Annotated in this window: 3 protein-coding genes; 2 read left to right on the top strand and 1 reads right to left on the bottom strand. The window is 69.5% G+C overall.

Annotated elements, in window-relative coordinates:
* Nucleotides 1–202 precede the first annotated feature (202 nt).
* A complete protein-coding gene (locus tag QSK25_RS04140) occupies nt 203–2,929 on the bottom strand; it encodes a helix-turn-helix transcriptional regulator (RefSeq protein WP_285633054.1) in 2,727 nt (908 codons plus the stop codon).
* Nucleotides 2,930–3,611: 682 nt separating this feature from the next.
* Here QSK25_RS04140 and QSK25_RS04135 point away from each other — a divergent pair.
* Complete coding sequence (locus QSK25_RS04135; RefSeq protein ID WP_285633051.1) at nt 3,612–4,352, top strand: carbon-nitrogen hydrolase family protein; 741 nt, start codon at nt 3,612–3,614, stop codon at nt 4,350–4,352.
* Between the two features lie 33 nt (nt 4,353–4,385).
* Nucleotides 4,386–6,074 carry a flavin monoamine oxidase family protein gene (locus tag QSK25_RS04130; RefSeq protein ID WP_285633048.1) on the top strand — a complete coding sequence of 563 codons (1,689 nt, stop codon included), beginning with the start codon at nt 4,386–4,388 and terminating at the stop codon, nt 6,072–6,074.
* Nucleotides 6,075–6,576 lie beyond the last annotated feature (502 nt).

Here is a 6,576-nt window from a genome sequence, read left to right as displayed (position 1 = left end):
ATGCGCGACCGTACGCATCGTTTCCCGGTCGCCCGGACGCAAACACCCCTACCCGGCCCCTAAGAAACCCTTGCGTTCACGGCGTTCCAGGTGGGCCGAGGCGGGGTGCGAAGAACTTGACGGGACGGGTCGTCGCACCGCTGACGGCGCTGCGGACACAGCAAGAGCTCCCTCGCTCGGAGGGAGCTCTTGCGGTCCGGCATCAGGCACCCAGCGCCACGACGTTCCACAGATCGGCGGGAAGGTCCCTGCGCTGTGTGATGTTCAGCTTGCGATAGACCTTGGTGAGGTGCTGCTCCACGGTGGAGACCGTCACGTACAGCTTGGTGGCGATCTCCCGGTTGGTGTGGCCGAGGGCCGCGAGTCCCGCCACCCGGCGTTCCGCGTCGGAGAGCGCGCCCCAGCGGGCCTCCGCCCTGGCCTCTCCCGGCGACGTCTCGGCACGCGCCTCGTTGTCGGGGATGAGCTGGGAGCACAACGTCTCCGCCTGGCAGTCCTTGGCGAGGCGCCACGCGCGGCGGGCCGTGATGCGGGCACGGTCGGGTTGGCCGAGCTCGTGGTACATCTGCGAGAGGTCGGCCAGCACGCGCGCCACCTCCAGCTGGGCCCCGGCGGCCTGCACTTCCTCCAGCGCGCCGTACAGCAGCTGCGAACGCTGCCGGAGGTCCGTGGTGGCGGCCTTGACCCGCATCGCCATGCCGCGGGACGACGAGCGGTCCATGACCGGCAGGGCCAGCTGCTGGTCCGCCAGTTCCCGTGCCTTGGCGTGGTTCCCGAGCCGGGTGTAGACCTCGGCGGCGCCGGCGCGCCACGGCACGATGCCCGGCGAGTCGATCTTCCACTTCACCATCAGCTCGCCACAGGTCAGGAAGTCGCCCAGCGCGGCGTGCAACTGCTCGGTCGCCAGGTGGTAGTGCCCTCGCGCGTAGAGGTAGTGCAGGCCGTAACGGCCTCGGTAGGCGTGCTGCGGCACGCGCTGGCGCATCGCGGCGGCGGCCTCGTCGTAGCGGCCCATCGCGGTGGTGGCGAGGATCAACGTTCCCAGCGCCATGCCGATGCTCGCGCCCCAGATCCGCGGGTCGGCCTTCTCCAGCGCCTCCTGCGCGTGGTCCCGCGCGGTGCCCAGGTCTCCCGTGCGGTACGCCACCTCGGCGCGGACCATCGCCGGCACGCCGTGCCAGCCGGGCGACGAGTGCGGCCCGCGTGCGACCAGCCGGTCGCACCACGTCTTCACGCTGTCGAGCTTCTCCAGGTACAGCAACACGTGCAGCGCGGAGCTGATCTCGTCGGACGGCTCCTCCGCGAGGTTGGCGCTCTGCAGGACGCGTTCCGCGGTCATGATCAGGTTCTCGTCGAGCCGGCCGTCGACGACCTGTGACAGCGCCGTGGCGGCGTCCACCCGCATCCCCGTCCGCACGTCGACCCCGACGGGCTCCAGGCGGATCTGCGGCACGTCGGCGACCAGGTCCGGGTACTCCCCGGCGGTCCACATGCGAGCGATGGCGACCTCGGCCCTGTCGTGGTCGTCGAGCTCCTCGGCCCGGGACACCAGCTTCGCCAGGCCCTCCGCGACGTCGTCGCCCCGTCCGTGCACGACCAGCAGGCGCACGAACCAGGACAGCCCGTGCCCCAGCAGCCTGCCCTCGCGCATGGCCTGTCCCAGCTCGGGCACGTGCTGCAGCACGGACGCGGGCGCCAGGCGTTCCTTGAGGCGCACCAGCATCATCACGAGGTCGACGGGTGCCTGGTCCTCGTGGTCGAGCAGGGCGAACTCCAGGTACTCGACGGCTTCGCAGACCTGGTCGTCGAGGATCGCCGCGTCGGCGGCCTCGCGCAGCAGGGGCAGCGCCCACGCCGGGCAGGCCTCGCCGGACGAGACGAGGTGCGCGGCGACGACACGCCGGTCCTCACCGTCCTGGGAGAGCAGGCACGCGGCGCGCTGGTGCAGTTCCGGGAGGTTCGGCGCGTCGTCGAGCACGGCCTCGCGGATCGCCGGGTCGCGGAAGTCGGTGCCCTGCACCAATCCCATGTCCGCGAGGGTCTCGACGTCCTTGGCCGCGGTCTTCTGGCCGGCGCCCAGCAGGCGGGCCAGCAGCCTGGTGTGGTCGGAGTGCGTGCCCAGCACGGCGAGCGCGTGGGCGGCCTCGCGGATCGCCGGGTCACCGCGGTGCAGGCAACTCATCACGGCCTCGGCGAACCCCTCGCCCGCCACCGGGGCACCGTCGAACGGCGTGCGGTGCTGGTCCTCCAGCAACGCGCGGAGCAGCAACGGGTTGCCACCGGTCATCTCGTGGTACCGCGCGCCGAACTCGTCCGCGATCCGCGAGCCCAGCTCGGCGGCCACGACCTCCGCCACCCCGCGGGGCGACAACAGGCCCACCCAGACGCTGTGGCGGTGGGGGTGGCGCAGGAACTCGGTGTGGAACAGCGAGCGGGGCTCCCGCGCTCCGACGCCCTGGGTGAAGACGACCGCGACGCGCGTCGACCGCAGCCTGCCCAGCACGTGCAGCAGGGCCTCCTTGGACAGCTCGTCCGCGTACTGCACGTCGTCCACGACGATCACGACGGGCCGGGTCTCCGCGATGGCGAGCAACGCCGTGCTCGCCTCGCGGAGCAGGTGCCCGCGCTTCGTGTCCTCGTCCAGCAGCGGGGCCAGGTCGTCGGCGGGGCGGGCCGGGCGGAACTCCTCCGGCACGTTGCGCTGCAGCTGGCTGAACACCCCCAGCGGTAAGGAGCGTTCCCCCGGCGTGCAGGAAGCGCTGAGCAGGAGTGCCTCCGAACGCTGGACCTCCTCGCCGAACGCGTGCAGCAGCGCGGTCTTACCGGTCGCCCTGGCGCCGGTGATCATGGCCACCGCGGACCGGCCTCGCCGGCAGTCCTCCAGCGCGTGCAGGAGGGTGGCCAGTTCGCGCGTTCGTTCGACCAACATCTAGGACCACGTTCCTCTCGCGGTGTTGTTCCCCCTGCCCCGCAGACGAGCGCGCTGCGATCCGGCAGCGACGAGCTCAAGACCGAGGAGGTGTGACACCAGGGCATTCCGGCACTGCGAAAATCAGACCCCGAGAGCCCTTAGTACATCCCCTAGTCAGGCGTCTATTGAGATGCCTGAGCCCGGAAATTAGAGCCTTGATAGCAATGCGATAGAACAGCGCAAATCCGCGATAGTCCCGCTTTTAACAGGGCTCCGAGGAGCAGGAACAGGTCGCGCGAGCCAGGCGCGACGCCCTCAGGCGTGCCCGGTGAACCAAATGCGAAAAATAGCCAGCGAGTACAACTGACGTCGATTTAACACGGATGCGCACACACATGCCACCAAACTCGTCCTTAATAAATACTTCACAAACACGCCCGCAAAGTTCATCTGGCGAACTCGTGCCAATACGCCGCGTCACCGCACCGGCACCGCCCTGGGCACGACAGGGGTCACCCCAGGTCGGACAGGGGTCGGGCAGGGGGTTTCGCCGGGTTGTAGCGCGGTGACGGCGCTACCTAGCGTTGTCGCGTTGGATCTCTCATCCCGTCATTGCCCACCCACCGTCGACTAGGGGCCGAAGCACATGAGGATCGCTTGCTGGCAAACCACCGCGGGTGGTGAGCCCCCGAGGAACCGGTTGCGGGCCACAGCACACGAAGCCGCCGCGGCGGGTGCCCGACTGCTGATCACGGCGGAGGTGTCGCTGACCGGGTACCACCTGGGTCCGCGCAGGCTCCGCCAGCTCGCGGAGCCGGGCGACGGCCCGATGTGCACCGAGGTGGCGGAGATCGCCGCCGAGGCGGGCATCGCGATCGTCTTCGGCTGGCCGGAACTGGCCGACGGCAACGTGTACAACTCCGTCCGCATGGTCGACCACACGGGTGCGACCCTCGCGACCTACCGCAAGACCCACCTGTTCGGCGACATCGACCGGGCGATCTTCGAACCCGGCCAGACCCCCGTCGTGCAGGCGGAGCTCGACGGGCTGACCGTCGGCATGCTGATCTGCTACGACGTCGAGTTCCCGGAGACCGTGCGGGCGCACGCGCTCGCGGGCACCGAACTGCTGGTCGTGCCCACGGCGTTGATGAAGCCGTGGGAGATCGTGGCGCAGACGCTCGTGCACGCACGCGCGCTGGAGAACCAGATCTACATCGCCTATGTGAACTGGTCGGGCTCCGAACGCGAACTCGACTACTGCGGCCTCACCCGCGTGGTCGGGCCGTCCGGCTTCGCGCTGCACGACGACGTGCACGGCGAACAGCTGGTGCTGGCCGACCTCGATCCCGCGCGGATCACGAAGGCCAAGGAGATCAACGACTACGTCGCCGACCGACGGCCGGACCTCTACGGCTCCCTTTCCACCGACCCTGCCTGAACAGGTCACCACCGTCACCCGGGGGTAGCGCACATGGACCAAGGCTTCCCGTCCGACGCCGTTCCGCACGGCCTGCGATCGCCGGTCACGATGTTCGGCCCGGACTTCCCGTTCGCCTACGACGACTGGCTCAACCACCCCGCGGGCCTCGGTGCCGTGCCGGCCTCGGCCCACGGCACCGAAGTCGCGGTGATCGGTGGCGGCATCGCGGGCCTCGTGGCCGCGTACGAGCTGATGAAGCTCGGCCTGCGACCGGTTCTCTACGAGGCCGAGCAGCTCGGCGGCCGGATGCGCTCGGTACCGTTCCGGGAGCACCCGGAGTCGGTCGCCGAGATGGGCGCCATGCGGTTCCCGCTGGCGGCCACGACCCTGTTCCACTACATCGACAAGGTCGGTCTGCGCACCTCGCCGTTCCCCAACCCGCTGTCGCACGAGACCCCCAGCACCGTGGTGGACCTCAAGGGCGTCAGCCACTTCGCGCACACCATGACCGACCTGCCGGTGATCTACCAGCAGGTAGCGGACGCGTGGGAGAAGGCGCTGCACGAGACCGCGGAGCTCTCCGCGATGGCGGACGCGGTGCGCACCCGCGACGTGGCCGCCATCAAGGCGATCTGGAACCGGCTGGTGCCCCGCCTCGACGACGTCTCGTTCTACGGCTTCCTGGCCGGCTCACCGGCGTTCGCCTCGTTCGAGCACCGCGAGATCTTCGGCCAGGTCGGCTTCGGCACCGGCGGCTGGGACACCGACTTCCCCAACTCGATGCTGGAGATCCTGCGCGTCGTCTACAACGGCGCCGACGTCGACCAGCACCGCATCATCGGCGGCAGCCAGCAGCTGCCGACGAGGCTGTGGTCACACGCGCCGGAACGGCTCGACCACTGGCCGGAGGGCACGACGCTCGCCTCGCTGCACCGGCGCGGCGAACCGTTGCCCGCGGCCAAGTGGATGCGCCGCACCGCGCACGGCATCACGGTCGAGGACGCCGACCACGGCATCCGCACGTTCCCCGCCGTGGTGTTCACCGCACAGAGCTGGGCGCTGCTGTCGAAGGTCAAGACCGACGAAGCCCTGCTGCCCCAACCGTTGTGGACCGCGGTCGAACGCACCCACTACATGGGCAGCTCGAAACTCTTCGTCGTGACGGACCGCCCGTTCTGGCTCGACATCGACCCCGACACCGGCCGGCACGTCATGAGCATGACGCTCACCGACCGCATGCCGCGCGGCGTCTACCTGTTCGACGACGGCCCGGACAAGCCCGGCGTGATGTGCCTGTCCTACACCTGGAACGACGACTCGCTCAAACTCGCGACCCTCACCCTCGAGGAACGCCTGGAGGTCGTCCTCGGCTCGCTGGCCGAGATCTACCCCGGCGTGGAGGTGCGCAAGCACATCATCGGCGACCCGGTGACCATCACGTGGGAGACCGAACCGCACTTCATGGGCGCGTTCAAGGCCAACCTGCCGGGGCACTACCGCTACCAGCGCCGGCTCTACACGCACTTCATGCAGGACGGCCTGACGGACGCCCAGCGCGGTCTCTTCCTGGCAGGCGACGACATCTCGTGGTGCGGCGGCTTCGCCGAGGGCGCGGTCACGACAGCCCTGAACGCGGTCTGGGGCGTGCTGCACCACCTCGGGGGCCGCACGCACCGCGGCAACCCCGGCCCCGGCGACGTCTTCCACGAGATCGCCCCGCTCGAACTACCCGACCACTAGCCACTTTCCCTTCCCACCGTCTGGGCCCCGCGATCAGCTGATCGCGGGGCCCAGACGTGTTCCGGCAGCAGACGGGGAAGCGGCCAGCCCGGACGGGTCGAGGCAAGACCTGATCGAAGATGGCTTGAGGAGATGCGAAGCCGCAGGCGAGCCCGTCCGAGCACAAGCACCGCGACGGCGCGGCCGAGCCCGCCAAGACCCAACGCAATGCCGCAGGCGAGCCGACAGTCTTGGCTACACCGTCGAGCCGGTATCGGTGACGTGCCAGCACAAACCCAGCCACGCACCCGAAGGGCTCGGGGCTTGACTTCGGGTGCGAGGTGCTACCCCCGGCGGATCGGCCGGGCGCTTTTCAGCCCGGCCTTTTCCGGACGACCAGCGCCTCGCAAGGGCCCCGAAGATGCTCCTATGGATTGTCAAGCTGTGCTGGGTATGGCGGCGAGGTCTGCGATGAGGCGGGGATAGATCTCGCGGGCGAGGTAGCGTTTGAGGCAGCGGATGA

This window comes from Lentzea sp. NBRC 102530 (genome assembly GCF_030269365.1).
GTDB lineage: Bacteria > Actinomycetota > Actinomycetes > Mycobacteriales > Pseudonocardiaceae > Lentzea.
Note: the sequence above shows the minus strand (reverse complement) of the source record. Positions and strands in the feature narration are given on the sequence as shown.

Excerpts from the sequence above, each read along its gene's own strand:
- QSK25_RS04140 (WP_285633054.1), bottom strand. The coding sequence starts at position 2,929 with ATGTTGGTCGAACGAACGCGCGAACTGGCCACCCTCCTGCACGCGCTG.
- QSK25_RS04130 (WP_285633048.1), top strand. The coding sequence starts at position 4,386 with ATGGACCAAGGCTTCCCGTCCGACGCCGTTCCGCACGGCCTGCGATCG.